Below are 26125 nucleotides of genomic sequence, written 5' to 3'. Positions count from 1 at the left end.
GAATCATGAAAACCGCCGACGCCGATATCCTCATCGTTCCCGGGCTGGGCCATGCCGCTCCCGGTCACTGGCAGCACCGCTGGGCGGACAAGATCCGCAATGCCCGTTTCGTCGAGCAGCAGGAATGGGATCGCCCCACCCTGGCCGGCTGGCTGGAAACGCTGGAGCGCGACATCATGATGGCCACGCGGCCGGTGGTTCTGGTCGGCCATTCGCTGGGGGTGCAGGCCATCGTCGCCGCCAGCCAGACCCTGGCCGACACCAAGGTGCGCGCGGCCTTCCTCGTCGCGCCCCCCGATGTGGACGAGCATCCCGACGTGCCGGCCGTGATGGCGCCTTTTCGCGGGCTGTCCGGCGATCCGCTGAAATTCCCCTCCATGCTGGTCGCCTCGGCCAACGACCCCTGGTGCACCGTCGAGCGCGCCGCCGAATTTGCCGCCCGCTGGGGCTCCGATTTCCACATCGCGGGCGATGTCGGCCATATCGACGTCGAATCCGGCCACGGCCCCTGGCCCGAGGGGCTGCTGATGTTCACCCGCCTGATGAGCCGGATCTAGGCCTCGGACAGCACTTCCTTGCGCGCCTGGATGTCGAATTCGGCGATTCTAGCCTCGATCGCCTGTTCGGCGATGTCGAGGCCCTTGGCGTCGAAATCGGCCTTGATCTTTCGCACCACGTCCCCATGCCCGCTCTGGGCCATGTCGGCGGCGATCACCTCGGCCACGTAATTGGCCATGTCCTCGGCGCTGTCGCTGCCCATTTCCCGGGCCGCCCAATGGGCGAGGTGCTTGTTGCGCCGCGCCTCGGCCTTGAACCGCAGCGATGCGTCATGGGCGAACTTGGCTTCCTCGCCCTTCTGGCGTTCGTCGAATGAAGACATGGTTTCCGGTCCCTTGGCTAGTGCCGCCCCTGCGGCTTTCCCTTTGCCAGATATGCGCTCCGGCCGGCGAAATCAACTCGCCGGGCCCTGCCATCGACCGCTTGCCGAAGGTTTTTGGCCAAACGGGGCGGGAATCGGTATAACCGGTGAAATCGCTTGCAATCCTGCCCCAAAAAGGCGCATGAGTGCCCGCAATTCCGATCAGGCGTAATTCTGCAATCCACGGACAGGTGAAATGAACCGTCGTCGCAAGATCTATGAAGGCAAGGCCAAGGTGCTCTACGAGGGGCCCGAGCCCGGCACGCTGATCCAGCACTTCAAGGACGATGCCACCGCCGGCAATGGCGCCAAGCACGAGATCATCGACGGCAAGGGCGTGCTGAACAACCGGATTTCCGAGTTCATCTTCTCCCGGCTCAACCAGCTCGGCATCCCGACCCATTTCGTGCGCCGCATCAACATGCGCGAGCAGCTGATCCGCGAAGTCGAGATCATCCCCATCGAGGTGGTGGTCCGCAACGTCGCCGCCGGCTCGCTGTGCAAGCGCCTCGGCCTCGAATCGGGCACCCAGCTGCCCCGCTCAATCATCGAATTCTACTATAAGGACGACGCCTTGGGCGATCCCATGGTCTCCGAGGAGCACATCACCGCCTTCGGCTGGGCCAATCCCCAGGAGCTCGACGACATCATGGCGCTGGCCGTGCGGGTCAACGATTTCCTCACCGGCCTGTTCATGGGCGTCGGCATCCAGCTGGTCGATTTCAAGATCGAATGCGGGCGCCTGTTCGAGGGCGACCTGATGCGCATCGTGCTCGCCGACGAGCTTTCCCCCGACAATTGCCGCCTCTGGGACATCAAGACCCGCAACAAGCTCGACAAGGACCGCTTCCGCGAAGATCTGGGCGGCCTGGTCGATGCCTATCGCGAGGTCGCCCAGCGTCTCGGCATCCTCGTCGAGGCCGACAACGCGCTGACCACCGGCCCGCGCCTCGTACAGTAATTTCCTCCCGGCACGACAAAACGGACGGTTCAATGAAAGCTCGCGTCATCGTCACCCTCAAGAACGGCGTCCTCGACCCCCAGGGCCAGGCCATCGAAGGCTCGCTCGAAGGCCTGGGCTTTTCCGGCGTGCAATCGGTGCGGCAGGGCAAGGTGTTCGACGTGGAACTTTCCGCCCCCGATTCCGTTTCCGCCAAAGCCGAACTTGAGAGGATGTGCGAAAAGCTTCTCGCCAACACCGTCATCGAAAACTTCGCCGTCGAAATTATCGATTAACCTCTTGCATTTAATTTGAATTTTTGCGCCCGGCACGCGCGCCGGCGCATCATGGAGTTTTGCCTAGATGCTGAAAACCGTTTCTCTTTCAGCCCTGTTTTTCCTGGCCATCGGGGTCATGGTCGCCGCCTACGGCACCGTCCCGGTCGTCTGAACCCGCGTTTCCGGCCGCCCTGCGGCCCCCGCTTCTGCCCGAAAAGGCCGGACCTCAGCGTCCGGCCTTTTCGCGTTCTTAACCACGCCCGCAAAATCTCGCCCCCGTGAACGGGTCCTTCGCGCCTTCTGCGCTACTCTTGCCCCGATCATCCGCACCGGGGACGCGAAAACCATGTCAGAGACCGCCAAGCGCTATCACTGGGTCGACCTGGCCACGGGCCTGTCGATCATTCTCGTCGTGATGATGCACGCCACCTTCGGGGTGGGCGAGGCCACCGGCGAGATCGGCTTCATGCATTACGTGCTCGGCTTCGCCACCCCGTTCCGCATGCCCGAATTCTTCCTCATCTCCGGCCTGTTCCTCTCCCTGGTCATCGCCCGTCCCTGGACCCACTACGCCGACCGCCGCGTCGTGCACTACCTCTATTTCTATGCGCTCTGGGCGGTGATCCTCATCGGCTTCAAGCATCTCCTTATCGATCGCGACCCGGCCGGCGCCCTCGCCCTCCTCGCCGGCGCCGTCTACGAGCCCTATTCCATCCTGTGGTTCATCTACGCCCTGGCGGTTTTCAGCCTCCTCGCCAAGATTTTCCACGCGCTGCGCCTGCCCCATCTCGTGGTCTTCCCCGTCGCGGCGCTTTTCTCCATCCTGCCCATCGCGACCCCGGTCTCGATCCTCAACTACACCGCGCATTATTTCGTGTTCTTTTATGCCGGCTACGCCTTCGCGCCACAGGTCTTCCGCTTCGCCGGCGCCGTCGCCGAGCATCCGCTGCGGGCCATGCTCGGGCTTGCCCTCTGGGCGGTTCTCAACACGGCCCTGATCTTCGGCCTGCCGCACCAGATCACGCCGGGCATTATCGTCACCGGGGTGTCCGTCATTCCCGGCGGCACTTTCGTGCTGGCGCTGGCCGGTGCCCTCGCCGTCTGCACCGCCGCCGTGCTCCTCGCCCGTCTGCCGGCCTTTGCCTGGCTGCGCTGGATCGGCGAGCATTCCATCGTCATCTATCTCAGCTTCGTCATCCCCATGGGCATCTTCCGCACGCTGCTGCTGGCCGTGATGCCCGCCATCGACACCGGCCTCGCCAGCCTCCTGACCCTCATCGTGGCCATTGTGAGCCCCATGATCCTCTACTGGATCATCGGCCGGATCGGTTTCGGCAAATTCCTGTTCGAGCGCCCCTCCTGGGCCCGCCTCCCCACCGCCCCCGGCAGCCGCTGGCCCTCCCCACCCCCCGCCCCCGCGGAATAGGGCCCTGTCGCTCCTCTCTTCCCTTCTCCCCTCGTGGGAGAAGGTGGATCGGACCGAAAGGTCCGAGACGGATGAGGGGGCGCTGACTCCCAACAAGCACCGTCGCTCCTCAAGCCACCTCAGCACCCCCCTCATCCGACCGCTTCGCGGCCACCTTCTCCCACCAGGGGAGAAGGAAAGCTTCGCCGCAGCCTCTCGGATACCCACAACCGCCCCCCATTGGCCCAAATTGCCGCCCCTCCCAGATTCCCCTTGCTTTTTGCCGCCGAAGTTCCGACAAGGCGCGCATCCGGCACAGCCCCTGAATTTCTCAAGCGAGACGTAAGCGCGATGAAGTCCGCAGTCGTTGTCTTTCCCGGCCTCAACCGCGAACGCGACATGATCGCGGCGCTGACCAAAATCGGCGGCACCCCGCCCGCTCTGGTCTGGCACAAGGATGCCGAACTCCCCGAGGTCGACCTGATCGTCATCCCCGGCGGCTTCTCCTATGGCGACTATCTGCGCTGCGGCGCCATCGCCGCCCGCTCCCCCATGATGGACGTCATCCGCGAGCGCGCCGAAAAGGGCGTCCGCGTCCTCGGGGTCTGCAACGGCTTCCAGATTCTCACCGAGGCCGGCCTCCTGCCCGGGGCGCTGATGCGCAACGCCTCGCTCAAATTCGTCTGCCGCGAAGTAAAGCTCGAAGTCGCCAACGCCAACACGCCCTTTTCGCACCGCTATGCCCAGGGCCAGGTGATCCGCTGCCCCGTCGCCCATCACGACGGCAATTATTTCGCCGATGCGGAAACCCTTGCCGAGATCGAGGGCAATGGCCAGGTGGTGTTCCGCTACACCCCCGAGACCAACCCCAATGGCTCGCTCAACCACATCGCCGGCATCACCAACCGGCAGGGCAATGTCCTGGGCCTGATGCCGCATCCGGAAAACCTCATCGAGCCCGCCCATGGCGGCGAGGACGGCAAGGGCATTTTCGCCGGCCTCCTCAACTGACCGATGAGCCGGCTCGGCCCCATTCCTTCGTCCCCGCAATTTGCATCGATCGCTCGGCCATGACCTACGACAACCACATCGACATCACCCCCGATCTCGTCGCCGGCCACGGGCTGAAGCCCGACGAATACCAGAAGATTCTCGACCTGATCGGCCGGGTGCCGACCTATACCGAACTGGGCATCTTCTCGGCCATGTGGAACGAGCATTGTTCCTACAAGAGCTCCAAGAAATGGCTGCGTACCCTTCCCACCAAGGGCAAGCGCGTCATCCAGGGGCCGGGGGAGAACGCCGGCGTCGTCGATATTGGCGACGGGCAGGCGGTGATCTTCAAGATGGAATCCCACAACCACCCCTCCTTCATCGAGCCCTATCAGGGCGCGGCGACCGGCGTGGGCGGCATTCTGCGCGACGTGTTCACCATGGGCGCGCGTCCCATCGCCGCCATGAATGCCCTGCGCTTCGGCGAGCCCGGCCATGAAAAGACCCGGCATCTGGTTTCCGGCGTCGTCGCCGGCGTGGGCGGTTATGGCAATTCCTTCGGCGTCCCCACCGTGGGCGGCGAGGTGCAGTTCGACGCCCGCTATAACGGCAACATCCTCGTCAACGCCTTTGCCGCCGGCCTCGCCGATACCGACAAGATCTTCTATTCCAAGGCCGAGGGCGTCGGCCTGCCCGTCGTCTATCTCGGCGCCAAGACCGGGCGCGATGGCGTCGGCGGCGCCACCATGGCCTCGGCCGAATTCGGCGACGACATCGAGGAGAAGCGCCCCACCGTGCAGGTCGGCGATCCCTTCACCGAAAAGCGCCTGCTCGAAGCCTGTCTCGAACTGATGGGCACCGGCGCCGTCATCGCCATCCAGGACATGGGCGCCGCCGGCCTCACCTGCTCGGCGGTGGAAATGGGCGCCAAGGGCGATCTGGGCATCGAACTCGATCTCGACGCCGTGCCGGTGCGCGAGGAGCGCATGACCCCCTATGAGATGATGCTCTCGGAATCCCAGGAGCGCATGCTCATGGTTCTGCATCCCGAAAAGGAAGCCGAGGCGCGCAAGATCTTTGAGAAATGGGAGCTCGATTTCGCGACGGTCGGCAAGACCACCGACGACCTGCGCTTCCGCGTCTTCTGGCAGGGCGAGGAAGTTGCCAACCTCCCCATCAAGGAACTGGGCGACGAGGCCCCCGAATATGACCGGCCCTGGATTGCCCCAACCCCGCCGGCCCCGCTCGATCCCGCCTCGGTGCCCGAGACCGATATCGCCGAGGCGCTGCTAAAGCTTCTGGGCTCGGCCAATCACTCCTCGCGCCGCTGGGTCTATGAGCAATACGATACGCTGATCCAGGGCAATTCGCTCCAGACCCCCGGCGGGGATGGCGGCGTCGTGCGCGTCGAAGGCCATCCCACCAAGGCCCTGTCCTTCTCCTCGGACGTCAACCCGCGCTATTGCGAGGCCGATCCCTATGAGGGCGGCAAGCAGGCCGTGGCCGAATGCTGGCGCAACCTCATCGCCACCGGCGCCGAACCGCTGGCCGCCACCGACAATCTCAATTTCGGCAATCCCGAGCGCCCCGAGATCATGGGCCAGATCGTCCATGCCATCAAAGGCATCGGCGAGGCCTGTTCAGCGCTCGACTTCCCCATCGTCTCGGGCAATGTCTCGCTCTACAACGAGACCAATGGCCGGGGCATCCTTCCCACCCCGACCATCGCCGGGGTCGGATTGATCGAGGACCATGCCCGCATGGCCCGGTCCCGCTTCACCCGCGCCGGCGACGTCATCCTCCTCATCGGCGCGCCCGAGGAACTGGGCACCCATCTGGGCCAGTCCGCCTATCTGCGCGACGTGCTCGGACGCCGCGAGGGCACCGCCCCCCATGTCGATCTCGAGCACGAGAAAAAGACCGGCCTCTACGTATTGTCCCTGATCCGCGAGGGGCGCGTCGGCGCGGTTCACGATCTTTCCGATGGCGGGCTTGCACTATCGCTCGCGGAAACCGCCATTGTCAGTGCGCAAGGCGCGCACATTCATGCAATCTCGACCCAAAATGCGCGCGCATGGTTCGGCGAGGATCAGGGCCGCTACATCGTCACCGCCACCCCCGAGGAGGCCGAACGCATCGTCGCCACCGCCCCGGTCCCGGCCGTGGCGATCGGCACCACGGGCGGGGACACCTTGACGCTCGGCTCGGCAAAGCCCATATCGATCAAAGACTTGCGCGATGCTTACGAAGGCTGGTTTCCGGCCTTCATGGGCGATACACTGAACTAGATAAAAGACGGGAGCCTCACATGCCGATGGACGCCGCCGAAATCGAGAGCCTGATCAAGCAGGCCCTCCCCGATGCCCGGATCGAAATCCGCGATCTGGCCGGAGACGGCGATCATTATGCCGCGACCATCGTCTCGGAAGCCTTCCGGGGCAAGTCGCGCGTGCAGCAGCATCAGATGGTTTATCAAGCACTTAAGGGCAATATGGGCGGCGAGCTGCACGCCCTTGCCCTCACCACCAGCGTCCCGGAGTGATCTGAGCCACGGCCTCGACATGGCCCCGATCATCTCTTATCTATCGGGCAACATCGATCGATCGCCCGCATCGGACGGGCCGAAAGGACTGCACAATGAGCGACATCAATAGCGTTATTGATCAACAGGTTAAGTCCAGCGACATCTTCCTGTTCATGAAGGGCACGCCGGACTTCCCCCAGTGCGGCTTTTCCGGCCAGGTCGTCCAGATCCTCAATTATCTCGGCGTCGACTACAACTCCGCCAACGTCCTCGAAGACGAGAACCTGCGCCAGGGCATAAAGGATTATTCCAACTGGCCGACCATTCCCCAGCTCTACGTCAAGGGCGAATTCCTGGGCGGCTGCGACATCGTCCGCGAAATGTTCCAGTCCGGCGAATTGCAGACCCATCTCCAGAACGCCGGCATTGCCGTCAAGCAAACCGCCTGATTTCAAAGACTTTTTCTGACGCCAAAGGCTCCGGCACCCAGTCCGGAGCCTTTATCGTTTGCGGCAGCGATCACCCGAATTGATGCGGGTCATCGCGCTTTTTCGTTTTGGAAAGCGCCCGTCATCCTCTATCGTCGCGGAACGATAAAGCAGGTTCTCCGCTCATGTCTTCCCTATCGCCCTCCCGGCCGCTCGGCATCGTCAGCGCCGTCCCCTTGCCGCTGATCATCGTCGCCGGCTGCATCATCGCCATGGTCACCTTCGGCGCGCGCTCCTCGGCGGGTCTGTTCCTGCTGCCGATCACCGAGGATCTGGGCTGGTCGCGCGAGGGATTCGCCATGGCGCTGGCCATCCAGAACCTCGTCTGGGGCATCGCCCAGCCGATCGCCGGGGGCTTTGCCGACCGGTTCGGCACCGCGCGCACCCTGGCCGTGGGCGCGCTGATCTATGCGGCGGGCCTGTTCCTGTGGTCGATTACCCCGTCCGTCGACCTCTTCATGCTGTCGGGCGGCGTCATGATGGGCATCGGCATCGGCACCGCCTCCTTCGGCATCGTCATGGCTGCCTTCGGTCGCGCCGTTCCGGCGGAAAAGCGCAGCTTTGTCTTCGGTATCGCGACGGCCGCCTCCTCCATGGGCCAGTTTCTCTTCGCGCCGCTCGGCCAGGCTTTCATCTCCAATTTCGGCTGGCAGACCGCGCTGGTCCTGCTGGCGCTGATCATCCTCATGGTCGTGCCGCTCTCCACCATGCTGCGCGGCCGCACTCACACGCCGCCGGGCGATGCCGACATGCCCTTCATGCAGGCGCTCGCCAAGGCGCTCGGCCATGGCTCATACCGCCTGCTGGTCATCGGCTTTTTCGTCTGCGGCTTCCATCTCGCCTTCATCACGGTCCATTTCCCCGCTTTCCTCGTCCAGTGCGGGCTGACGCCCGAAGCCAGTTCCTGGGCGCTGGGATTGATCGGATTGTTCAACGTCGCCGGCTCCCTCCTCGCCGGCTGGCTGGGCGATCGCCTGCCCAAGCAGATCCTCCTGTCCGTCATCTATTTTCTGCGCGCCATCGGCACTGCGGCCTTCCTGATGCTGCCCATCACCGAGATGAGCGCCTATATCTATGCAGCGACCCTGGGCATGCTCTGGCTCGCCACCGTGCCCCTGACGGCGGGGCTGGTCAGCCTGTTCTTCGGCCCCCGCTATATGGGCATGCTCTATGGCGTGGCGTTTCTCTCGCACCAGATCGGGTCGTTCTTCGGCGTCTGGCTCGGAGGGCTCTCCTTCGACCTCACCGGCTCCTACGACCTCGTCTGGTATCTGGGCATTCTCATCGGGCTGTTTTCCGCCGCGGTTCATATCCCGATCAAGGAGGGCAAGGCCCCAGCCTTCAATGCCCCTCCCGCGGCCGTCAAGGCGATTTAGGGGTTGCCAAACCCGGCCGGGGAGGTCAAGCTTGACTACAAAGGCCGGGCCCAGTGTCCCGGCCTTGTGATTTTCAAGGTTTTTCCATGTCCATCAAGACTGCCAACCGGGAAGTTTCCCGGCCGGAATTCATCGCCCTGATTGCGGGCCTCATGGCGCTCAATGCCCTCGCCATCGACGTCATGCTGCCCGCCCTGCCCCATATGGGCGAGGCGCTGAACGTGGCCAACGAGAACGACCGGCATTACGTGCTGACCGCCTATATGCTGGGATTCGGCATTGCCCAGCTCGCTTTCGGACCGCTATCCGACCGCTTCGGACGCCGCGCGCCGCTGATGGTGGGCATCGCCGTCTATGTGGTCGCGGCTTTTGCGGCGGTGTTCTCCCCCAATTTCGCAACGCTCCTCGTCCTGCGGTTCGTCCAGGGCATGGGCGCGGCCGGCACCCGTGTCATCGCGACCTCCATCGTCCGCGACCGCTTCGGCGGACGCGCCATGGCCGAGGTGATGTCGCTGGTCTTCATGGTCTTCATGATCATTCCGGTTATCGCCCCGGCCATCGGCCAGGTCATCCTGCTGACTGGCCCATGGGAATACATCTTCCTGTTCATGGCCGGTCTCGGCGTGGTGATTGCCGTCTGGACCTTTTGGCGCCTACCCGAAACTCTGGTACCCGAACGCCGGCGCCCCCTGAAGCCCGCCGTGATTCTCGACGGGTTCCGCATCGTTCTGTCCAACCGCATGGCCATCATGTACGGGCTGGCCGGCACCTTCATATTCGGAGCCCTGTTTGGCTTCATCAACACGTCCCAGCAGATCTATGTGGACGTCTACGAGCTTGGCCCACTGTTCCCGCTCGCCTTCGCCTTCCAGGCCTCGCTGATGTCGGTGTCGTCCTATACCAATTCGCGCATCGTGCGCCGGCTCGGCATGCGCCGGCTGAGCCATGGGGCCATCCTGGCCTTCACCGCGCTCAGCGGGCTGTGGCTGCTGCTGGCCCTCACCGTGCCCATGCCGCTCTGGCTGTTCATGACGCTTCTGTGCGGCATCATGTTCATGTTTGGCTGGACCAGCTCGAACATGAACTCCCTCTCCATGGAGCCCCTGGGCGCCGTTGCCGGCACAGCCTCGTCGGTGTTCGGCTTCATCCAGACCGTGGGCGGCGCCATTCTGGGCACGATCACCGGCAGCTTCTTCAACGGCACGGTCACCCCCATCGCCGCGGGATATTTCATCCTCGGCATCCTGGCCATTGTGTGCGTGCTCATCGCCGAAAACGGCAAGCTGTTCGGCGTCGGTGAGGAATACAAGGACGGCGCACCCGCCGCCGAACCGCACTAAACACGACTCTAGACGGTGAACACCTCGCGCCGCAGAGCCTGCCAGCTCTCGGCATCCGGCGCGACCAACAGGCCGCCGGTGAGGTGGGCTGGCTTATAGGCGCTGCCGTCGAAGCGGGCCACATGCGCGCCCGCTTCGGCCATCATCAGCGATCCCGCGAGATGGTCCCAGGGCGTGAGCTTGTTGTACATCATGAAATGGACATGGCCGCCGGCCCCCAGCCGGTATTCGTGCCCTGCGCAGCGATAGGCGGCCAGCACCCGCACCTTGGCCAGATTGGCCATCACCTCGGGGCGCTTTTCGGGGTCCATATAGGAGACCGAAGCCGTTCCCGCCATGTCGGCAAGCGGCACGGCGGCGGCGAAATGCTGACGCTGCATGCGCCCGTCCGGAAACACCTGGAAACAGCCGCAACCGCGCTCGCTCATGATCCAGTCGTCCCCGACCGGATCGTAGATCACCCCGGCGACCACCTCGCCCTTGTGCACCACCGCCGCCATCACCGCGAACAGCGGCAGCCCCGAGGCGAAGTTCCAGGTCCCGTCGACCGGGTCGACATAGATCACCGTCTCGTTCTCGAAATGCCGGTCGAGCAGGGTCGGATCGGCCGAAACCGCCTCCTCCCCGATCACCACCATATGCGGCGCGGCGGCGCCGATCGCGCGGGTGATGAAGGCTTCGGAGGCCTTGTCGGCTTCGGTCACCAGGTCATAGGCATGCGCCTTGGTCTCGATGGTGCCCTCATCCAGCCGCCGGAAACGCGGCATGATCTCGGCCTGTGCCGCCTCGCGCAGGATTGCCGTCAGCCGGTCGATATTCATTGCGTCTCCCTTGCCGCCAGCGCGGCGAAATCAAAGAGTTTCGGATCGAGCATATGGCTCGGATTGATCGTGCCCAGCGCCCGGATCATCACGTCCTTGCGGCCAGGCATCTTCCGCTCGAACTCGTCGAGCATCACCTTCATGGCATTGCGCTGCAACCCGTCCTGCGATCCGCACAGGTCGCAGGGGATGATGGGGAACTCCAGCGCTTCGGCGAACCGGGCCAGATCGCCTTCCGCGCACAGCGCCAGTGGCCGCAGCACCTCCACGTCGCCCTCGTCATTGAGCAGCTTGGGCGGCATCGCCGCCAGCTTGCCGCCGTGGAAGAGGTTCATGAAGAACGTCTCGAGGATATCTTCCCGGTGATGGCCGAGCACCAGCGCCGAACAGCCCTCCTCGCGGGCGATCCGGTACAGATGCCCGCGCCGCAGCCGCGAGCACAGCGAACAGTAGGTGGAGCCCTGCGGCAGCTTGTCGGTAACGATCGAATAGGTGTCCTGATATTCGATCCGGTGCGCGATGCCGTTGCGGGTAAGGAAATCGGGCAGGATGTGCTTGGGAAAGTTGGGCTGCCCCTGGTCGAGATTGCAGGCCAGCAATTCCACCGGCAGCAGCCCGCGCCATTTGAGGTCCATCAGCACGGCCAGCAGCCCATAGCTGTCCTTGCCGCCTGAAAGCGCCACCAGCCATCGGGCGCCGGGCCGTACCATGCCATAGGTGTCGAGGGTTTCACGCACCTGTCGGATCAGGCGCTTCCGCAGCTTGTTGAATTCGACGCCGCCCGGCGCGTTCCTGAGCAGCGCGGGACAGGAATCGTCGATTTCGGTTATGGGCTCGGCAGTGCTCATCTCTCACCCCTCATGCAGCGGGTGATGGTGTGATACATCCCGGCAGGCCGGGGGGAAAGGCCCGGACCGTCCGAATTCGCCCCATCACGGGCGGTTCTTCCCGAAATCTGTTCAATTGCCGGTTCCGTGCCGCAGTCCGGCCTTTTCCTGTTCTTGTCAGCGCCTAAAACTGCGCCTTAAATCGCTCGATCCGGCGCGACGGCAATGTCGAGTCGCCATAGACCAGGAGAGCCCATGTTCCGATCGTTCTTTCCCGAGCCGAGGATATTCTTTCCATCGGCGGTGCTCTGGGTGATGGCGGCCATGGCCATCTGGTTTGTTTTCGGCGAGGCGCTGGAATCGGTGCTGAGCCTAGGCCCCTGGCTCGGCGTGGCGCCGACCGAAGGCCAGCCCGCGCCGTTCTTTTCCGCCCAGAAGGTATGGCTCTACGAATATGTCCTGCTCACGGGCTATTCGTTCTGCCTGTTCTGGTACGTCTACAAACGGCATTACTGGTATTGGTGGTCGGTCTTCGGTTCGGTGACCATCCTGCTGGCCACCTTCTTTTCGGTGCAGATCGACGCCTGGATCAACGATTGGAACGGCGTGTTCTTCAACCTCATCCAGACCGCGCTGACCGAGCCCGGCGTCGTCACGGTCGAGCAGATCATGGAACAGGCGCTGATCTATGCCTTCGTCATGGCGCCGTCGATCATCCTGCTGGTCCTTCTCTCCTTCGCCACGTCCCACTATGTCTTCCGCTGGCGCCGGGCCATGACCTTCTATTTCATGAGCCAATGGGAACACCTGCGCCATATCGAGGGCGCGTCCCAGCGCATCCAGGAAGACACCATGCGGCTGGCCACCATTCTCGAGCGCCTGCTGGTCGCCTTCTTCGACGCCATGCTCACCCTCGTGGTCTTCCTGCCCCTGCTCTACACCCTGTCCGCCTCCATCACCGAAGTGCCCATCTTCGGCAATGTGGATGGCGCTCTGGTCTGGGTGGCGCTGGTTTCCGCCGCTTTCGGAACCGCGCTTCTGGCCGTTGTCGGCGCCCGCCTGCCGGGGCTCGAATTCCACAACCAGCGCGTGGAGGCGGCGCTGCGCAAGGAACTCGTCTATGGCGAGGATCATGCCGAACGGGCCCAGCCGCCCACCATTGCCGAGCTCTTCGCCGGCGTGCAGAAGAACTATTTCCGGCTCTATTGGCACTACACCTATTTCAATCTGGCCCGCTATTCCTACGGCAATGCGGCAAGCCTCGTGCCCATGCTGGTGATGGCCCCCTCCATCGTGGGCGGCGCGCTGACGCTGGGCGTCTATCAGCGGGTGGTGCTGGCCTTCAACCGCGTCTCGGCCTCGTTCCAGTTCTTCGCCTCGGCCTGGCCGACCGTCGTTGAACTGCTTTCGGTCCATAAGCGCCTCAGGGCCTTCGAGAGCCATCTGCCGCCCGACACGCCGCTGGTGGTGGATGCCGATATCCCCCACCATCCCCGCCCGCACACCGAAATCGTGACATGAAAAAAGGGCCGCCCGATGGGGCGGCCCTTTCTTTAAAACTCTTGCTCTGGCTTAGCGCGAATAGAATTCGACGACCAGGTTCGGTTCCATCTGCACCGGATAGGGCACGTCCGACAGCGCCGGGATGCGGACATAGGATGCGGTCATCTTGGAGTGATCGACATCGATATAGTCCGGCACGTCGCGCTCGGCGAGCTGGGCAGCTTCGAGAACGATGGTGAGCTGCTTGGAGCGCTCACGGATCGAGATCACGTCGCCCGGCTTCACGGTGTAGGACGGAATGTTCACGCGCTGGCCATTGACCTGCACATGGCCGTGGTTGACGAACTGGCGGGCAGCGAACACGGTCGGCACGAACTTGGCGCGGTAGACGATGGCGTCCAGCCGGCTTTCGAGAATGCCGATGAGGTTTTCGCCGGTGTCACCCTTGCGGCGGGCGGCTTCGGCGTAAACGCGGCGGAAGGCCTTCTCGGTGATCGAGCCGTAATAGCCCTTCAGCTTCTGCTTGGCGCGGAGCTGGATACCGAAGTCCGACAGCTTGCCCTTGCGGCGCTGGCCGTGCTGGCCGGGGCCATAGGCCCGCGCATTGAGCGGGGACTTCGGACGGCCCCAGATGTTTTCGCCAAGGCGGCGATCGATTTTGTGCTTCTGTGAATGACGTTTCGACATCGCATGTCCTTCTAATAACGACGATAAAAGACAGCGCCCTCCTCTGTCCCCTCTGGCGAGGCGACCGACAGACCGTGCGAAAAACGTTGGGTACGGGTCGCGGCGAATGCCTGACCCTGATACGCAAACCGACGGTCCCGGGTGCTTCCCGATGGGCAAACCCATTCAGGATGGGCGGTTTCTATGGGCGCGGGCCGACAAAGTCAAGCGCTTCCGGCATCGTCGTCGGGTTGAACCCGCGTCGGATTAGCCCGCTCGTGCCGGCGGTCGAGCGCCGCGACCATGCCGCGAAGCGTGCGCACTTCCTGGGCATTGAAGCCGGCCCGGGCGAACATCGAGCGGATATTGTTCATCATTCCCGGCCGCTTGTCGGGGGATTTGAAGAACCCCACCCGGTCGAGCGCCTCGCCCAACTGCTCGGTCAGCCCCGCCAATTGCCCGCGCGGCGCCGGCTCTCCCTCATCGGCGGCAAACGGCAGGGGGGCGTCCTTGAGCGCCGCGCGCCGCCATTCATAGGCGAGCACCAATACGGCCTGGGCGATATTGAGCGAGGCGAAGGCCGGTTCAACCGGCAGCGTCACGATGGCATCGGCGAGCGCGACCTCGTCGTTGTTGAGGCCCCACCGTTCCCGCCCGAACAGGATTCCCGTCTTGCGGCCCGCGCCGATGGCCGAGACCATGGCGTCTGCCGCCACATCGGGCCCGATCACCGGCTTGAACATTTCACGATTGCGGGCCGTGGTCGCATGCACCAGATGCAGATCGCCCATGGCCTCGGCCAGCGTTTCGAACACCTGCACGCGGCCGATCACGTGATCGGCCTTGGCGGCAGCGGCCACCGCCTTTTCATTGGGCCACCCGTCGCGCGGATTGACCAGCCGCAGGTCCCACAATCCGAAATTGGCCATGGCCCGCGCCGCCGCGCCGATATTCTCGCCCAATTGCGGCTCGACGAGAATGATCGCCGGCGAATCCCGGAAGACGACCGCCTTGCTGCTGTCGGTGCCGGCCATCAGTTCTGTCCCTGCCCGGCCCGCCACTCATCCTCGAGCATGGCGTAGACCAGTTCCTCGTCCCATTCGCCCTTGAACAGCGCGTGTTCACGGAAATGCGCCTCCCGCCGCATGCCCAGCTTTTCCATCACCCGCCAAGAGGCGGTGTTGCGCGCGTCGCACCGGGCGGCGATCCGGTGCAGCCCGGCGGTCTCGAAGCCCATTTTCAGCATGGCGCGCGCCGCTTCCGTCCCATAGCCCATCCCGTGATGATGCGGGGAGAGCAGATAGCCGATCTCCCCCTGCCGGGCTTCGCGATCGCCATACATCAGCATGCAATCGCCGATAAGGCACCCGTCGGCCTTGAGGACAATGGCATATTGAACGCCCTCGCTCCCCTCGCCCTCCCCGTTCATCGCCATCCAGCGCGGGATGAGTTCCTCGACCCGCTGGCGCGAGCGCGGCGGCCAGGGCACATAGCGGGCGACGTCTTCCCGCCCCTGATAATCCGCGATCGCCGCGGCATCGGCTTGCGTGACGGCCCGCAGGACCAGCCGTTCTGTTTCGAGGGGGAAAAAGGCCATGATTGTCCGTCGAAAAAACTCGAAGTGACCGGACTAATCCCAACCCGCGCCGATGGCAAGATTTGCGCTGTGCTCCTTGCCCAAATAGCACGCCGCGATCCTTTGCGCCGGGCGCGGTCGATGCTATAGGGGCGCCATCCCTTTTCAATCAGGTATAGCGGAGCGCTGAATGAGCAAGATCAAAGTCGCCAATCCCGTCGTCGAACTCGACGGCGACGAGATGACCCGGATCATCTGGCAAGCCATCAAGGACAAGCTGATCCACCCCTATCTCGACATCGATCTTGAATATTACGACCTCAGCGTCGAGAACCGCGATGCCACCGACGACCAGGTGACCATCGACTCCGCCAATGCCATCAAGAAGCACGGCGTCGGCGTCAAATGCGCCACCATCACCCCCGACGAAGCCCGCGTCGAGGAGTTTGGGCTAAAGAAGATGTGGCGTTCGCCCAACGGCACCATCCGCAACATCCTCGGCGGCGTGATCTTCCGCGAGCCGATCATCTGCCAGAACGTACCGCGCCTCGTTCCCGGCTGGACCCAGCCGATCATCATCGGCCGCCACGCCTTCGGCGATCAGTACCGCGCCACCGATTTCCGCTTCCCCGGCAAGGGCAAGCTGACCATGAAATTCGTCGGCGAGGACGGCACCGAGATCGAGCACGAAGTGTTCGACGCCCCGTCCTCCGGTGTCGCCATGGGCATGTACAATCTCGACGAATCCATCCGCGACTTCGCCCGTGCCTCGATGAACTACGCGCTGGGCCGCGGTGTCCCCTGCTATCTGTCGACCAAGAACACCATCCTCAAGGTCTATGACGGCCGCTTCAAGGACATCTTCCAGGAGATCTACGAAGCCGAGTTCAAGGACCAGTTCGAAGCCAGGAATATCTGGTACGAGCATCGCCTCATCGACGACATGGTCGCCGCCTCCCTCAAATGGTCGGGCGGCTATGTCTGGGCCTGCAAGAACTATGACGGCGACGTCCAATCCGACACCGTCGCCCAGGGCTTCGGCTCGCTGGGTCTGATGACCTCGGTCCTGATGACTCCCGATGGGAAGACCGTCGAAGCGGAAGCGGCCCACGGCACGGTGACCCGGCACTATCGCCAGCATCAGCAGGGCAAGGAAACCTCGACCAATTCCACCGCCTCGATCTTCGCCTGGACCCGTGGCCTCGCCCACCGCGCCAAGCTCGACGGCAATGAGGACCTGGCCAATTTCGCCGCGACGCTGGAGAAGGTCACCGTCGACACCATCGAGGAAGGCAAGATGACCAAGGATCTCGCCCTGCTCGTCGGCCCCGACCAGCCCTGGCTCACCACCATGGGCTTCCTCGATGCCATCGACGAGAACCTGCAAAAGGCCATGGGCAAGTAAGCCCGCAAACTCCTCCCATTGCGAGGCGGCGCAACACATGCGCCGCCTTTTTTATGTTTGCCGCGCCGCGGCGCACGGCTTGCCGCCAAATGCCCCTCGACGGGCCCGCCGGACCGCTATAGCCTGAAGGGACGCCCTCGGGGGCTCGGGCCAATCTCGGGCCGGCTTGCCGCCGTCCCTTTTCGAACATGGGTATCGCGATGCCGGTCGGCGTCTTTCTCGCGCTTGCCGCCTATGCCTGCTTCGCCTTCTGCGACGCGGTGATCAAGGGCTTTGGCGACAGCCTGTCCGTCTTCCAGATCGGGTTTTTCCTCACCCTGTTTTCCTTCATCCCCGCCCTCGTGGTGCGCCCCCGCGGCGAACGCTGGCGCGACGCCTGGCGGCTCACCCATCCCTGGCTCATGCATCTGCGCGGGTTGTGCGGCATCGTCTCGATGGTCATGGCCACCGTCGCCTTCACAACCATTCCGCTGACCGAAGCCTATGCGCTGATCTTTCTCACGCCGATCCTCGTCACCATTCTCTCGGTGCTGGTGCTGCGCGAATCGATGACGCCGATGCGCTGGCTGCTGCTCGCCATCGGCTTCCTGGGGGTCATGCTGGTGGTCCGCCCCGGCTTCCGCGCCCTGGAGTTCGGCCATATCGCTGCCGCCTGCGCCGCCGTCTCGGCCACGGTGAGCGCCATCATCCTCAAGACGGTGACGGCGAGCGAACGCCGCATCTCCCTGCTCGGCGTGCTTCTCGCCCATACGCTGGTGTTCAACGGCATAGCCATGATCCCCGGCTTCGTCGTGCCCACCCTCGAGCAGATGGCCATGTTCGTGCTGATGGGGGTGTTCGCCGGAACCGCGCAACTGCTGATGATCGCCGCCACACGGCGTGCCGCCGCCAACCAGATCGCCCCGGCGCAATACAGCCAGATCGCCTGGGCCATCATCCTCGGGGGCCTGTTCTATGCCGAATATCCCGACGCCATCGCCATAGTCGGCCTGGTGATCGTCGTTGTCGCCGGCATGGCCACGCCGGGCGTCGCCGCAGCCCGGGTCCTTGTCGGCCTGCACCTCGCCCGCTTTGCCCGCCGGCGGCAGGATCTTTAAGATGGGCGCGGCATCCGCCTCTCGAGCAATTCCTGTTCTGATTGAATCAGAACAGGAGCTCTAAGTCTCTGATCTGTCGCGTTTCCGAACCGCAAAAATGGTGTCCACTTTTGCTGGAAACGCTCTAAGAGGCGAGATGCCCCCGGATGGCATCGACGGCGGCGTTGACCTGCGTGCCGTCTGGGCCGCCGGCCTGCGCCAGGTCCGCCCGCCCGCCGCCGCCCTGACCGCCCAGGGCCGCCGCGCCGATCCGCACCAGATCGACGGCGCTCACCCGGCCAGTGAGGTCGTCGCTCACCCCGACCGCGATCCCGGCCTTGCCGTCCTCGGTGGCGCCCACGATGACCACGACGCCCGAGCCGATCTGCTTCTTGCCCTGATCGACCAGCCCGCGCAGGTCCTTGGGCTGCAGCCCCTCGACGATGCGGCCGATGAACTTGACGCCGGCGATCTCCTCGGCTTCCGCCGCCGGCGCGCCGGCCGAGCCGCCCATGGCAAGCTTCTGGCGCGCCTCGGCCAATTGCCGTTCCAGCGCCTTGCGCTCCTCAACGAGGCTCTGCACCCGCGCAAGGGCATCGCGCGGCGACACCTTGAGCGCCGCCGCCACGGCCTTCAATTCATTCTCCTGCTCGGCGAGATAGGCACGCGCGCCCTCGGCCGTCAGCGCCTCGACGCGGCGCACGCCGGCCGCCACCGAGGTTTCCTGCACCAGCCGCACCAGCCCGATCTCCCCGGTGCGCCGCACATGCGTGCCGCCGCACAATTCCATGGAATAGGTCTGGCCGGCCTTGTCGCCCTCGAGCGCCGTGCCCATGGAGACAACGCGCACCTCGTCGCCGTATTTTTCCCCGAACAGCGCCATGGCGCCCGCCTTGACGGCGTCGTCGACCGCCATAAGCCGCGTTTCGACCGGAGCATTCTGCAAGATGATGGCATTGGCCATGCGCTCGACTTCGGCGAGTTCGGCATCGCTCATCGGCTTGGTGTGCGAGAAATCGAACCGTAGGCGGTCGGGCGAGACCAGCGAACCCTTCTGGGCCACATGGCTGCCCAGCACTTCGCGCAACGCCTCGTGCAGCAGATGGGTCGCGGAGTGATTGGCCCGGATGGACGCGCGGCGGGCATGGTTGACCTTGAGCGTCAGCGCGTCGCCCACGGCGACCCGCCCCGCCTCGACCCGCACCCGATGCGCGAACACCCCGCCAGCCTGTTTGATGGTGTCGAGTACAGCGACCCGTGCGCCGTCCTCGCCCTCCATCGTGCCGGTATCCCCGACCTGGCCGCCGCTTTCGCCATAAAAGGGGGTCTGGTTGACGATGACGAAACCCTCCTCCCCGGCCGCCAGTGCTTCGACGCTGGTCCCATCGCGCACCAGAGCCACCACGGCACCGTCGCTTTCCTCGGTCTCATAGCCCAGGAACTCGGTCGGCCCAGCCCTGTCGGCCACTTCGAACCACACGGCGCTGGTCGCCGCATCACCCGAGCCCGACCAGTTCTTGCGCGCTTCCGCCTTCTGCCGCGCCATCGCCGCGTCGAACCCACCCTGGTCGACGCCGATGCCGCGCAGGCGCAGCGCATCCTGGGTCAGGTCGAGCGGGAAGCCATAGGTATCGTAGAGCTTGAACGCGGTTTCACCCGCCAGCGTATCGCCCTGTGCGAGGCCCGTCGCCTCCTCCTCGAGGATCTGCAGGCCGCGGCTGAGCGTGCGCAGGAAGCGCTCTTCCTCGAGCCGGATGGTTTCGGAAATCATCACCTCGCCCTGGACGAGGTCCGGATAGGCCTGGCCCATCTCGCGCACCAGGGTGGGGACGAGCTTGAAGATCGCCGGCGCGTTCGAGCCGAGCAGGGTCGCGTGGCGCATGGCGCGGCGCATGATGCGGCGCAGCACATAGCCGCGCCCTTCATTGGCCGGCAGCACGCCATCGGCGACAAGGAACGCCATTGAGCGCAGGTGATCGGCGATCACCCGGTAAGAGGCCTTGTTCTCCTCGGTCGGAGCATGGCCGATCACCGATGCCGTCGCATCGATGATGGAGCGGAACATATCGGTCTCGAAGACGCTTTCGACCCCTTGCAGGATCGACGCCATGCGCTCAAGCCCCATGCCCGTGTCGATCGAGGGGCGCGGCAGCGGCTCCTGCGTCCCGTCGGCGGACTGCTCGAACTGCATGAAGACCAGGTTCCAGAATTCAAGGAAGCGGTCGCCATCCTCTTCCGGCGTGCCTGGAGGGCCGCCCCAGATATGTTCGCCCCGGTCGATGAAGATTTCCGAACATGGACCGCAGGGCCCCGTATCGCCCATCGACCAGAAATTGTCCGAGGTCGCGATGCGGATGATCCTGTCGTCACCGAGCCCGGCGATCTTCTTCCAGTAATCGGCCGCTTCGTCATCGGTGTGATAGACGGTGACGAGGAGCCTGCTCTTGTCGAGCCCGAACTCCTTGGTCACCAGCGACCAGGCCAGCTCGATCGCCTGCTCCTTGAAATAATCGCCGAACGAGAAATTGCCCAGCATCTCGAAGAAGGTGAGGTGGCGGGCGGTAAAGCCCACATTGTCGAGATCGTTGTGCTTGCCCCCGGCCCGCACGCATTTCTGCGAGGTCGTGGCGCGGCTATAGGGCCGCTTCTCGAGCCCGGTGAACACGTTCTTGAACTGCACCATGCCCGCATTGGTGAACATCAGCGTCGGATCGTTGCGGGGCACCAGGGGGCTCGATGCGACCTTTTCATGTCCGTTCCTGGCGAAGAAGTCGAGGAAGGTCGAACGGATGTCGTTTACACTTGTCATGGTCGCGCCGGTAACCCTGTGCGGCAGCCTGTGCCGGGATCTTATTGTGATAGAGCCGGACAGCCCCTCGGGGATGGTGGGGACCGCGGCGTTTGGAGCTTGCCTTCTAGCGTGTGCGCCAGTCGAGCGCAATGCGGCGCCCGCACGGCAAAACGAAGAAAGGCGCCGGTTGCCCGGCGCCAGAGGTCTTGGAGGTCAATCCGATTGCATGGGAGCGGCGGGACCGCTTCAGTCCTCGCTGTCGCCCTCTCCGCCCTCTTCGGCGGTAATCAGTTCGGCAGCGATCAGGCCCGCGCTCTCGCGCACCCCATTCTCGATCTGCTGGGCGATCTCGGGATTGTCCTTGAGGAACTGCCGGGAATTCTCGCGCCCCTGCCCCAGCCGCTGGCTGTCATAGGAGAACCAGGCGCCCGACTTCTCGACGATCCCCGTCTTGACCCCGAGGTCGAGCAATTCGCCGGTCTTGGAAATCCCCTCGCCATACATGATGTCGAACTCGACCTGGCGGAACGGGGGCGCCAGCTTGTTCTTGACCACCTTCACACGGGTCTGATTGCCCACCACTTCCTCGCGGTCCTTGATCGAACCGATGCGGCGGATGTCGAGGCGCACCGAGGAATAGAATTTGAGCGCATTGCCGCCGGTCGTGGTTTCGGGCGAACCGAACATCACGCCGATCTTCATGCGGATCTGGTTGATGAAAATCACCATGGCCTTCGATTTCGAGATCGAGGCGGTCAGCTTGCGCATGGCCTGGCTCATGAGGCGCGCCTGCAGGCCGGGCAGCGAATCGCCCATCTCGCCCTCGAGTTCGGCGCGCGGGGTCAATGCAGCCACCGAATCGATCACCAGCACGTCGATGGCCCCCGAACGCACCAGCGTATCGGCGATCTCGAGCGCCTGTTCGCCCGCATCGGGCTGGGAAATCAGCAGCTCGTCGACATTGACGCCCAGCTTGCGCGCATAGATCGGGTCGAGGGCATGCTCGGCATCGACAAAGGCGCAGATGCCGCCCGCCTTCTGGGCTTCGGCCACCACATGCAGCGCCAGCGTCGTTTTGCCCGAGCTTTCCGGCCCAAACACCTCGACGATGCGCCCGCGCGGCAATCCGCCGATGCCCAGCGCAATATCGAGCCCGAGCGAGCCGGTCGAAATCGATTCGACATTGACCGAGGTGTTCTCCCCCAGCCGCATGATCGAACCCTTGCCGAAATTGCGCTCGATCTGCCCCAGGGCCGCCTCGAGCGCCTTGTTCTTGTCCATCGAACCCCCGTCTACCACGCGAAGCTGTGAAACCGCCATTCGAGCTCTCCTTATTTCACCTCGGCCCCGCATGTGCAACGCGACGGACGATCATGGACACCATTGTTCCCGGGCACTTTGTTCTCATTTTGTTTCATTTCTGTCAAGGGACAAAATGAGAACATTCGCGCAAGGCGCGCTAGCTGCCCTGGGTGGCGCCTCCGGAGAGCACTTCCTTTACCTTGGAGTTGATCTGGTCGAGCGTATAGGGCTTGGGCAGGAATTCGACGCTGGTATCGTCGGCCAGCCCCTGGCGCACGCTTTCCTCGGCATAGCCGGAAACGAAGATAACCTTGAGGTCGGGATAGGTCTTGCGCACCTCGGTCAAGAGGGTCGGCCCGTCCATTTCCGGCATCACCACGTCCGAGATGATGAGGTCAAGCTCGCCATTGACTTCCTCAATCACCTCGAGCGCTTCCTCGCCCGATCCCGCCTCGAATACCTCATAGCCGGTGGCCGACAGCGCGCGGGCCGAGAACATGCGCACGCTTTCCTCGTCCTCGACGATGAGAATGCGTTCATTCCCGGTCAGATCCTTGACCGGCGCCGCCGCGGCCTTGGCGGCCTCGGGCTTTTCCACCGGGATGTGGCGCGGCAGGAACAGCCGGAAAATCGTCCCCTTGCCCAGTTCGGATTCGGGATAGATGTGCCCGCCGGTCTGCTTGATGATGCCATAGACCATGGAAAGGCCGAGCCCGGTGCCCTTGCCCAGCTCCTTGGTGGAAAAGAACGGCTCGAAGATCTTTTCCATGACCTCGGGCGGCATGCCGGTGCCGGTATCGGCCACTTCGATGAGCACGTAATCGGCCGCGGGCATGCCGCGATAATCGAGCGCGGCGGCCTCGGCCTCCTCCACATTGCGGGTGCGCAGGGTGATCTGCCCGCCCTCGGGCATGGCGTCGCGCGCATTGACCGCGAGGTTGATGATCACCTGCTCGAGTTGCACCAGATCGGCCCGCACGGGCCACACATCGCGCCCATGCTCCACGTCGAGGGTCACATGTTCGCCGATCAGCCGCTTGAGCAGCACGGTCAGGTCGTCGATATGCTGGGGCACGTCAAGCACCTGCGGCCGCAGGGTCTGCCGGCGCGAAAAGGCCAGCAGTTGCCGCACCAGACCCGCGGCCCGATTGGCGCTCTGCTTGATCGACATGATGTCGGAGAACGAGGGATCGGACGGCTTGTGCTTCAGCAGCAGCAGGTCGGAAAACCCGATGATCGCCGTCAGCACGTTGTTGAAATCATGGGCTACGCCGCCCGCCAATTGCCCCACGGCCTGCATCTTCATGCCCTGGGCGAACTGCTCCTCGAGCTGGCGCTGCTCGGTCATGTCGAGCGCATAAAGGATCGCCGCCTCGTCCGCGTCCCCGCCCTGTTCAACCCCCGAGATGAACAGGCGGACATTGCGCGGCTTGTCGCCGGGAATGGTGGTGTCCACCGGTTCGATCTCGGCCTTGTGCGCCTTGGCCTCGGCGAGGCTGGTGGCAAATTTTTCCCGTCCCTCGCCATCGATCAGGCCGGCGATATCGAGCCCCTCGATGCCGCGTTCGCCCGAGGCGACCCCGAATATTCGGGTAAAGGGCGCGTTGGTGCGCACGACTTTGCCCTCTCCGTCCAGCGCCGCGATGGCAAAGGGCGTATTGTTGAAAAACCGCGAGAACCGCACTTCGGCGGCCATCAGCGCCTCTTCCCCGTCCACGGCGCGCGAGCGGTCGAGCACCAGGGTGCGCGTCTCGCCCAACTCGCCCTCGGCCAGCCGCGCAGCGCGGTGCAGCAGGCGCACCGGCAGGTTGGTGCCGTCCGAGCGCACGAGGTCGAGATCGACCACTTCGGTGCGCACCGCGCCGTCCTGCCCGCCACCCATCAGGAGGCCCGCCCCGTCCCCATGCACGATGTCGCCCAGGTCGATCTGCCCGGCCTCGAAATTGGCCAGGTCATAGCCCAGCCAGTCGGCCAGGGTCGAATTGAGATACTGGATGCGGCCGCGGGCATTGGCCGAGAAAAACCCGGCCGGCGCGTGGTCGAGATAGTCGATGGCCTTTTGCAGTTCGACGTAGAAATTCTCCTGCGCCTCGCGGTCGCGGCTGATGTCCTCGACCGTCCAGATCACCGATTTCCCCGTCGCGCCCTCGAAATCGGGCAGCGCTCGCACCGCCACGCGATACCATAGGGCATGCGTGTGCCCGCGCGAGATGCGGATGTCCTCGATGATGGAACGGCCGTCGCGCGCCGCGCGGGAAAGGCGATAGACCGCCTCGCTGGCTTCCGGCTGGCTGGCGAACAATCGCGGTACGCCCACCGGAACGCCCTTGGAAACCGACCGCGAAAGCTCGGAATACTGGGCATTGGCATAGACGATCTTGCCGTCCCGGTCGGTCACCACCGCGCCATAGGGCAGGCTGTCGACCACCGCGCGCGCCAGCGTGCGCTTTTCGCTGCTGCCGGCAAAGCGGAACAGCCCTGCGGTAAGCGCGAACAGCGAAAAGACGCCGATCACCGCCAGGACGCCCAGGAAAAGAACGATCATTTCGGGCGAAATGGTCTCGCCCATCAGCGAGAACGCAACGGCGACCCCGACAAAGCACAGCGATAGGATGACCACCCGCCACAGCGCCCCGCTCGAAAACGAGCGTGCCACCATGGGCTCGGGATAGTGATCCTCTTCGCTCCGGAGCAACGCCATCGCTTTGTTCCTCGTTACACCAGTCGGCCGCCCGTCGAATCGGACGCTTCATTGTTAGCAAATAGGGCTTTGGCTTGGGTAGCCTGCATTAACGCGCTGTTAACAGAACTAGCTCCCGCTCTTCCAGCGCGACCGGCTCCTCAGCCGCATCACATAGCCGATGATCTGCGCCACAGCCTTGAAATGCTCGGCCGGAATCTGCTCGCCGATTTCGGCACCAGCATGGAGCGCCCGCGCCAGGGGCGGGTTTTCCACGATGGGAATGTCGTGGTCCCTGGCCAGGGCGCGTATCCTGAGGGCGATGGAATCCACCCCCTTGGCCACCACTTCGGGGGCCGCCATGTCGCGGTCGTATTTCAGCGCCACCGCATAATGGGTCGGGTTGACCACCACCACGGTCGCGTCGGGCACCGCCGCCATCATGCGCTTGCGGCTGCGTTCGAGCCGGATCTGCCGGATGCGACCCTTGATATGGGGGTCGCCCTCCATGTTCTTGTATTCGTCGCGCACCTCCTTGACCGTCATCATCTGCCGCTTCCACCATTTGTGCCGCACATAGAGATAATCCAGCAGCGCGATCACCGTGATGGCGATCAGGGTGGCGATGAAGATCTTGATCCCGATCTCCTGGAACAGGGTCAGGATCATGGTGGGCTCGGCGGTCATGATGGTGTCGAGCCGGTCGCGATCGGGCCACACCACCAGCACCATGATGGTCGAGAACACCACGAGCTTGAACAGGCCCTTGGCGAAATTGACCAGCGCCTCGGTCGAGAACAGGCGCTTGAAGCCCGCGATCGGCGAAACCTTGGAGAATTTGGGCTTGATCGGGTCGAGGGAGAACACCATGCGATGCTGCACCATGTTGCCCGCCACCCCGCACAAGGCGAGCAGGGCCATGGGAATCAGCAGCGCGCCGAGAAGGCTGATCGCGGCATTGGTGACGAAGGCCCCGAACCCCGGCCCGCCGACCTCGTAGAGATCCGCCTGCCCCAGATAGCCGCCCAACGTGGTCATGACCGAACCGGCAGTCATCGGCGCCACGAAGGCGAACACCATGGCCGAGCCCAGCACCATGAACCAGGTCGTTACTTCCTGGCTCTTGACCACGTCGCCCTTCTTGTGCGCGTCCTCGAGACGTTTCTGGGACGGGTCTTCTGTCTTTTCGCTCTGTTCGGGCTGGTCGCTCATCGC

23 protein-coding genes are annotated in these 26125 nt (G+C 64.0%); 13 read left to right on the top strand and 10 right to left on the bottom strand.

Annotated elements, in window-relative coordinates:
* Positions 1 to 5: 5 nt before the first annotated feature.
* Positions 6 to 557, top strand: a complete 552-nt coding sequence (locus DVH29_RS02590) for an RBBP9/YdeN family alpha/beta hydrolase (protein ID WP_114644590.1) — start codon at positions 6 to 8, stop codon at positions 555 to 557.
* Here the strand turns inward: DVH29_RS02590 and DVH29_RS02585 are convergent.
* Positions 554 to 880 carry a DUF1476 domain-containing protein gene (locus DVH29_RS02585; RefSeq protein WP_114644589.1) on the bottom strand — a complete coding sequence of 109 codons (327 nt, stop codon included), beginning with the start codon at positions 878 to 880 and terminating at the stop codon, positions 554 to 556. The two genes, DVH29_RS02590 and DVH29_RS02585, sit on opposite strands and share 4 nt — an antisense overlap.
* A gap of 235 nt (positions 881 to 1115) precedes the next feature.
* On the opposite strand from DVH29_RS02585, the gene purC reads away from it, so the two are divergent.
* From purC to DVH29_RS02540, 9 genes are all read left to right on the top strand, one after another.
* Entirely contained in the window at positions 1116 to 1880 is a 765-nt protein-coding gene (gene purC / locus DVH29_RS02580) for a phosphoribosylaminoimidazolesuccinocarboxamide synthase (protein WP_114644588.1), read from the top strand.
* Positions 1881 to 1912: 32 nt separating this feature from the next.
* On the top strand, positions 1913 to 2155 hold the full coding sequence (purS, locus tag DVH29_RS02575) for a phosphoribosylformylglycinamidine synthase subunit PurS (RefSeq protein WP_114644587.1): 243 nt from the start codon (positions 1913 to 1915) through the stop codon (positions 2153 to 2155).
* A gap of 328 nt (positions 2156 to 2483) precedes the next feature.
* On the top strand, positions 2484 to 3563 hold the full coding sequence (locus DVH29_RS02570; protein ID WP_114644586.1) for an acyltransferase family protein: 1080 nt from the start codon (positions 2484 to 2486) through the stop codon (positions 3561 to 3563).
* Between the two features lie 330 nt (positions 3564 to 3893).
* Complete coding sequence (gene purQ, locus DVH29_RS02565; RefSeq protein ID WP_114644585.1) at positions 3894 to 4553, top strand: phosphoribosylformylglycinamidine synthase subunit PurQ; 660 nt, start codon at positions 3894 to 3896, stop codon at positions 4551 to 4553.
* Between the two features lie 59 nt (positions 4554 to 4612).
* Entirely contained in the window at positions 4613 to 6823 is a 2211-nt protein-coding gene (gene purL / locus DVH29_RS02560; protein ID WP_114644584.1) for a phosphoribosylformylglycinamidine synthase subunit PurL, read from the top strand.
* Positions 6824 to 6843: 20 nt separating this feature from the next.
* Positions 6844 to 7077, top strand: a complete 234-nt coding sequence (locus DVH29_RS02555) for a BolA family protein (protein ID WP_114644583.1) — start codon at positions 6844 to 6846, stop codon at positions 7075 to 7077.
* Between the two features lie 95 nt (positions 7078 to 7172).
* Positions 7173 to 7508, top strand: a complete 336-nt coding sequence (gene grxD / locus DVH29_RS02550; protein ID WP_114644582.1) for a Grx4 family monothiol glutaredoxin — start codon at positions 7173 to 7175, stop codon at positions 7506 to 7508.
* Positions 7509 to 7672: 164 nt separating this feature from the next.
* The gene (locus tag DVH29_RS02545; RefSeq protein WP_114644581.1) at positions 7673 to 8923 is read left to right on the top strand and encodes an MFS transporter; all 1251 of its coding nucleotides are present in this window, start codon (positions 7673 to 7675) and stop codon (positions 8921 to 8923) included.
* An 86-nt stretch (positions 8924 to 9009) separates the two neighbouring features.
* Positions 9010 to 10263, top strand: a complete 1254-nt coding sequence (locus DVH29_RS02540; protein ID WP_114644580.1) for a multidrug effflux MFS transporter — start codon at positions 9010 to 9012, stop codon at positions 10261 to 10263.
* 8 nt (positions 10264 to 10271) lie between these two features.
* On the opposite strand, the gene DVH29_RS02535 is transcribed toward DVH29_RS02540, so the two are convergent.
* On the bottom strand, positions 10272 to 11084 hold the full coding sequence (locus DVH29_RS02535; RefSeq protein ID WP_114644579.1) for an inositol monophosphatase family protein: 813 nt from the start codon (positions 11082 to 11084) through the stop codon (positions 10272 to 10274).
* Positions 11081 to 11932, bottom strand: a complete 852-nt coding sequence (gene ttcA, locus DVH29_RS02530) for a tRNA 2-thiocytidine(32) synthetase TtcA (protein ID WP_114644578.1) — start codon at positions 11930 to 11932, stop codon at positions 11081 to 11083. The genes DVH29_RS02535 and ttcA overlap by 4 nt, the downstream gene beginning before the upstream one ends.
* A gap of 234 nt (positions 11933 to 12166) precedes the next feature.
* Between ttcA and sbmA the strand changes: the two genes are divergently transcribed.
* Positions 12167 to 13432: a peptide antibiotic transporter SbmA gene (gene sbmA / locus DVH29_RS02525; protein WP_114644577.1), complete on the top strand. Its 1266-nt coding sequence runs from the start codon at positions 12167 to 12169 to the stop codon at positions 13430 to 13432.
* A 51-nt stretch (positions 13433 to 13483) separates the two neighbouring features.
* Here the strand turns inward: sbmA and rpsD are convergent, their stop codons facing one another.
* From rpsD to DVH29_RS02510, 3 genes are all read right to left on the bottom strand, one after another.
* Positions 13484 to 14101, bottom strand: coding sequence for a 30S ribosomal protein S4 (gene rpsD / locus DVH29_RS02520; protein ID WP_114644576.1), 618 nt, complete (start codon positions 14099 to 14101; stop codon positions 13484 to 13486).
* Between the two features lie 203 nt (positions 14102 to 14304).
* Positions 14305 to 15114, bottom strand: coding sequence for an RNA methyltransferase (locus tag DVH29_RS02515; protein ID WP_114644575.1), 810 nt, complete (start codon positions 15112 to 15114; stop codon positions 14305 to 14307).
* Complete coding sequence (locus tag DVH29_RS02510) at positions 15114 to 15677, bottom strand: GNAT family N-acetyltransferase (protein ID WP_114644574.1); 564 nt, start codon at positions 15675 to 15677, stop codon at positions 15114 to 15116. Before DVH29_RS02510 ends, DVH29_RS02515 begins: the two co-directional genes overlap by 1 nt.
* Positions 15678 to 15846: 169 nt before the next feature.
* Here DVH29_RS02510 and DVH29_RS02505 point away from each other — a divergent pair, with 169 nt between their 5' ends.
* Together DVH29_RS02505 and DVH29_RS02500 are read left to right on the top strand one after the other, a co-directional pair.
* Positions 15847 to 17061 (top strand): NADP-dependent isocitrate dehydrogenase, encoded by a 1215-nt coding sequence (locus DVH29_RS02505; protein ID WP_114644573.1) that lies wholly within the window; start codon positions 15847 to 15849, stop codon positions 17059 to 17061.
* A gap of 200 nt (positions 17062 to 17261) precedes the next feature.
* Positions 17262 to 18158: a DMT family transporter gene (locus DVH29_RS02500; RefSeq protein ID WP_114644671.1), complete on the top strand. Its 897-nt coding sequence runs from the start codon at positions 17262 to 17264 to the stop codon at positions 18156 to 18158.
* Between the two features lie 124 nt (positions 18159 to 18282).
* On the opposite strand, the gene alaS is transcribed toward DVH29_RS02500, so the two are convergent.
* The 4 genes from alaS to flhB all read right to left on the bottom strand — a co-directional run bounded on the left by alaS (position 18283) and on the right by flhB (position 26122).
* The gene (gene alaS, locus DVH29_RS02495) at positions 18283 to 20946 is read right to left on the bottom strand and encodes an alanine--tRNA ligase (RefSeq protein ID WP_114644572.1); all 2664 of its coding nucleotides are present in this window, start codon (positions 20944 to 20946) and stop codon (positions 18283 to 18285) included.
* Positions 20947 to 21174: 228 nt separating this feature from the next.
* Positions 21175 to 22248 (bottom strand): recombinase RecA, encoded by a 1074-nt coding sequence (gene recA / locus DVH29_RS02490; protein ID WP_114644571.1) that lies wholly within the window; start codon positions 22246 to 22248, stop codon positions 21175 to 21177.
* A gap of 139 nt (positions 22249 to 22387) precedes the next feature.
* A complete protein-coding gene (cckA, locus tag DVH29_RS02485; protein ID WP_439331602.1) occupies positions 22388 to 24925 on the bottom strand; it encodes a cell cycle histidine kinase CckA in 2538 nt (845 codons plus the stop codon).
* Positions 24926 to 25039: 114 nt separating this feature from the next.
* The gene (gene flhB / locus DVH29_RS02480; RefSeq protein ID WP_114644569.1) at positions 25040 to 26122 is read right to left on the bottom strand and encodes a flagellar biosynthesis protein FlhB; all 1083 of its coding nucleotides are present in this window, start codon (positions 26120 to 26122) and stop codon (positions 25040 to 25042) included.
* Positions 26123 to 26125 lie beyond the last annotated feature (3 nt).

Origin of the sequence: Pelagibacterium lacus, assembly GCF_003345525.1 — a bacterium.
GTDB classification, from domain to species: domain Bacteria; phylum Pseudomonadota; class Alphaproteobacteria; order Rhizobiales; family Devosiaceae; genus Pelagibacterium; species Pelagibacterium lacus.
The sequence above is the reverse complement of the archived record's forward strand: the minus strand, read 5'-3'. Positions and strand labels throughout refer to the sequence as shown.

Bases quoted from the DNA above. Each gene is read 5' to 3' on its own strand.
- DVH29_RS02590 (WP_114644590.1), top strand. From the start codon at position 6: ATGAAAACCGCCGACGCCGATATCCTCATCGTTCCCGGGCTGGGCCAT.
- DVH29_RS02585 (WP_114644589.1), bottom strand. From the start codon at position 880: ATGTCTTCATTCGACGAACGCCAGAAGGGCGAGGAAGCCAAGTTCGCC.
- purC (WP_114644588.1), top strand. From the start codon at position 1,116: ATGAACCGTCGTCGCAAGATCTATGAAGGCAAGGCCAAGGTGCTCTAC.
- purS (WP_114644587.1), top strand. From the start codon at position 1,913: ATGAAAGCTCGCGTCATCGTCACCCTCAAGAACGGCGTCCTCGACCCC.
- DVH29_RS02570 (WP_114644586.1), top strand. From the start codon at position 2,484: ATGTCAGAGACCGCCAAGCGCTATCACTGGGTCGACCTGGCCACGGGC.
- purQ (WP_114644585.1), top strand. From the start codon at position 3,894: ATGAAGTCCGCAGTCGTTGTCTTTCCCGGCCTCAACCGCGAACGCGAC.
- purL (WP_114644584.1), top strand. From the start codon at position 4,613: ATGACCTACGACAACCACATCGACATCACCCCCGATCTCGTCGCCGGC.
- DVH29_RS02555 (WP_114644583.1), top strand. From the start codon at position 6,844: ATGCCGATGGACGCCGCCGAAATCGAGAGCCTGATCAAGCAGGCCCTC.
- grxD (WP_114644582.1), top strand. From the start codon at position 7,173: ATGAGCGACATCAATAGCGTTATTGATCAACAGGTTAAGTCCAGCGAC.
- DVH29_RS02545 (WP_114644581.1), top strand. From the start codon at position 7,673: ATGTCTTCCCTATCGCCCTCCCGGCCGCTCGGCATCGTCAGCGCCGTC.
- DVH29_RS02540 (WP_114644580.1), top strand. From the start codon at position 9,010: ATGTCCATCAAGACTGCCAACCGGGAAGTTTCCCGGCCGGAATTCATC.
- DVH29_RS02535 (WP_114644579.1), bottom strand. From the start codon at position 11,084: ATGAATATCGACCGGCTGACGGCAATCCTGCGCGAGGCGGCACAGGCC.
- ttcA (WP_114644578.1), bottom strand. From the start codon at position 11,932: ATGAGCACTGCCGAGCCCATAACCGAAATCGACGATTCCTGTCCCGCG.
- sbmA (WP_114644577.1), top strand. From the start codon at position 12,167: ATGTTCCGATCGTTCTTTCCCGAGCCGAGGATATTCTTTCCATCGGCG.
- rpsD (WP_114644576.1), bottom strand. From the start codon at position 14,101: ATGTCGAAACGTCATTCACAGAAGCACAAAATCGATCGCCGCCTTGGC.
- DVH29_RS02515 (WP_114644575.1), bottom strand. From the start codon at position 15,114: ATGGCCGGCACCGACAGCAGCAAGGCGGTCGTCTTCCGGGATTCGCCG.
- DVH29_RS02510 (WP_114644574.1), bottom strand. From the start codon at position 15,677: ATGGCCTTTTTCCCCCTCGAAACAGAACGGCTGGTCCTGCGGGCCGTC.
- DVH29_RS02505 (WP_114644573.1), top strand. From the start codon at position 15,847: ATGAGCAAGATCAAAGTCGCCAATCCCGTCGTCGAACTCGACGGCGAC.
- DVH29_RS02500 (WP_114644671.1), top strand. From the start codon at position 17,262: ATGCCGGTCGGCGTCTTTCTCGCGCTTGCCGCCTATGCCTGCTTCGCC.
- alaS (WP_114644572.1), bottom strand. From the start codon at position 20,946: ATGACAAGTGTAAACGACATCCGTTCGACCTTCCTCGACTTCTTCGCC.
- recA (WP_114644571.1), bottom strand. From the start codon at position 22,248: ATGGCGGTTTCACAGCTTCGCGTGGTAGACGGGGGTTCGATGGACAAG.
- flhB (WP_114644569.1), bottom strand. From the start codon at position 26,122: ATGAGCGACCAGCCCGAACAGAGCGAAAAGACAGAAGACCCGTCCCAG.